This window comes from Desulfosarcina sp., assembly GCF_041551955.1.
Classification (GTDB): domain Bacteria; phylum Desulfobacterota; class Desulfobacteria; order Desulfobacterales; family Desulfosarcinaceae; genus Desulfosarcina.
In genome coordinates, this window is sequence record NZ_JBFELV010000526.1 from 1 (window position 1) to 3,227 (window position 3,227).

Consider the following 3,227-nt stretch of genomic DNA (forward strand, 5'->3'; position numbering starts at 1 on the left):
CGCCGCTGGTGAGATTCTCGATTACGAGTCCTTGCTCAACGAAACCACCGATGATTTTATCGAATTTGATGTTTCTCCAGATGATCTGGCCTGGCTTTTTTACACTTCTGGAACTACTGGAATGCCTAAAGGTGCTATGCTGACCCACCGCAACCTACTTGCGATGACAATGAACTTTTATGCGGACATCGCCCCTGGGTTTACTCCCAACGACGTGATTCTCCATGCGGCCCCCCTATCCCATGGAAGCGGGCTTTACGGTTTGCCCAACATTGGGAAAGGAGCAACAAACGTCATTCTGGCCTCTAAATCATTCGATCCAGAGTTGGTGTTTCAAACCATTGAGAAATTCAAGGTCACCAACATGTTCACCGCACCCACCATGATCAAGATGCTCATCGATCACCAAGCGGTGGATCGATACGACCTTAGCTCGTTACGGTCTCTCAATTATGGCGGTGCACCCATGCTAGTGGAAGACCTTAAGAAGGCAATCGAAAAGCTTGGTCCCTGCTTGGTCCAACTATTCGGCCAAGGCGAATCACCAATGACCATCTCCTACCTGCCGCACTGGGCTCACAAAACAGACGGGAACCCAGCAGAAATAAAACGCCTTGGTTCGGCCGGTTTTGCGCGAACTGATGTGGAAGTCAAGGTTTTCGATAATGAAGACAATGAACTCCCACCCGGCCGGATTGGAGAGATTGTTACGCGTTCCGATCTAGTGATGAAAGGATACTGGAAAAATCCAGAGACCACCTCTGATACAATAAAAAACGGATGGCTGCATACCGGCGACGTCGGTTATCTGGATGAAAAGGGCTATTTGTTCATCATGGACCGTTCAAAGGACATGATTATAAGCGGAGGTGAAAACATCTATCCTCGGGAAATTGAGGAAGTCTTGGTTCGACATCCTGCGGTTCGCGAAGTTTCGGTGATAGGCGTACCGGATCCAAAATGGGGTGAGGCAATCAAGGCAGTGGTCTCTTTGGCCCCGGGGAAGAAGGCTACCGAACAGGAACTTATAGATTTTTGTAAGGACAACATCGCGAGTTACAAAAAACCAAAATCGGTAGAATTTGTAGACGAGTTGCCCAAGAGCAACTACGGTAAGATTCTAAAACGGGAACTTCGAGCACAATATTGGCAAAATCAAGATCGCAAAGTTTAAAGACTTACCATGGAAGCAAAAGTGATGCTTACTATGGCCAGGAAAATCGATCACATCGGTATCGTCGTTGATAACTTAGAATCCAATATGACCAAATAACAGACCATGCTCGGGCTGCAACTCAAGGAGATTGAGGAAATCGAGGTGGATGGTTCGATACTAAAGGTTACTTTTTTCCAGTCGGCGACACCAACATTAAACTCGTGAATGCCAAGGCAATAAAAGGTCTATTGGTAGATTTTCTTTGGGATCGGATAATCCCCGGATTGCGAGGATCCTCACGTTCGGTTTTTTTCAATTGAAAGAATTCAGCGGATTATTCATTAAAATAGTCCAACATTGATCAGATTTCGAGCATAGGAGGTTTCGAATGCTTAAAAAAAGAAAACTTGCCAGAGGTGTTGCGATTGCAGGCGCCGGCATGTCCAAGTTTGGAATGTTTAGGGAAAAAAATTCAAAGGATCTGTTTGCAGAGGCATTCGGCGAAATGGTTTCCTCAGTGGACAAGGGTATTGATCCCAGAGACATTGACGCGATGTACCTTGGGAATTTTACAAACGACTTTTTCGTTCACCAGTCGCACTGGGGACCCATTATATCGGATTTGATTGGTCTGACACCGAAGCCCGCCACCCGTACTGAAGGGGCCTGCGCATCCAGCGCGCTGGCGTTTCGTGAGGGGGTCTTTGCCATTGCCTCTGGTTTTTATGACATCGTTCTGGTCGGCGGGGTGGAAGAGATGTCCAAACGGACCACCGAAGAGGTAGCCGAGGGTCTTGCTCTAGCCACCGTTCCTTACGAAGGGGAGGTAGGATTCACCTTTCCGGGTGTGTTTGGTGCACTGGCAACAGCCTATTTTGCCAAATACGGTGCCAGCCGAGAAGACCTCATGAACATCACCATCAAGAGTCACAATAATGCCCCGCTCAATCCCAAGGCTCAGTTTCCCATCACGATTCGTGACATTATGGAGACGCGCAAAAAGAGTGCGGCACACAAAGGGCTCCCTGTGCCGGACTGGAGTGACGAAAAGGCATTTTTATCCGATCCATCGGTCAATCCTGTGGTGGCCTGGCCAATGCACCTGTACGACTGTTGCCCCATCAGCGATGGGGCGAGCTGTATGCTTCTGGTCGCCGAGGACATAGTCAGCAATTTCACCGACGACCCTATTTATGTGGCCGGCATAGGTCAGGGTAGCGGCCGCGGCCTCCATGCCAGCGATTCGCTGACTTCCTTCGAAGCTACGCGATACGCAGCCCAAGAGGCATACGGTATGGCTGGACTGGGCCCCGAGTCCATACAGTTTGCAGAAGTTCATGACTGTTTTTCCATGGCTGAGCTGGTCCATGTAGAAGATCTGGGTTTCTTTGAGCCCGGTCAAGGATTCCGGGCGATTGCGGATGGGGCTACGGCCTTGAACGGACAGATTCCGATCAACACTTCCGGTGGGCTCAAGTGCAAGGGACATCCGGTAGGCGCCACGGGTGTCTCGCAACTCTACGAGGTCTGGACCCAGCTCCGAGGCAAGGCCGGAAAGCGCCAGGTCCCCAAGGACAATTTGCGGGTTGGCGCTGCGCACAACCTTGGCGGGACGGGTGGAACCTGTACCTTTACGATCCTGGAAAGGAGATAGCCATGTCAAATGACCGAGCATTCAGCGATAGGTCTTTCCGACAATTTCTTTCCGAAGAAAAACTGATGGGTTGCCGGTGCCGCAAGTGCGGTAACGGCTACCTGCCGCCAAAACCGATCTGTACGAACTGCTTTAGCCGAGACCTGGAATGGGTCGAGATGCCGGAGACTGGAACGTTGGCGGCCTTTACCTGGATTACCGTTGGTCCGCCGGCGATGCGGCAGGAGGGTTATGGCCGGAAAAACCCCTATTGCTCAGGTGTGATCGAACTGGCCGACGATCTCCGGGTAGATGCCCGCATCCAGGGGCTCGATCCTAAACGTCCGGAAATAGTTCGTATTGGGATGCCCATGCGGATCGATTTTATTCACCAGGAAAGGGATGGCGCTAAATGGACTTTGCTTGGTTTTCGTCCCG

General features: G+C 50.7%; 3 protein-coding genes. All 3 read left to right on the top strand.

Annotated features, from left to right (window positions below):
* Positions 1-1,174 (top strand): AMP-binding protein (locus tag ABYV26_RS23555; RefSeq protein ID WP_372683795.1); only part of this gene is annotated, 1,174 nt, incomplete at its 5' end.
* A gap of 370 nt (positions 1,175-1,544) precedes the next feature.
* Complete coding sequence (locus tag ABYV26_RS23560) at positions 1,545-2,810, top strand: hypothetical protein (protein WP_372683796.1); 1,266 nt, start codon at positions 1,545-1,547, stop codon at positions 2,808-2,810.
* A 2-nt stretch (positions 2,811-2,812) separates the two neighbouring features.
* Positions 2,813-3,227, top strand: a 415-nt coding sequence (locus ABYV26_RS23565) for a Zn-ribbon domain-containing OB-fold protein (protein ID WP_372683797.1), incomplete at its 3' end; no start/stop codon positions are given.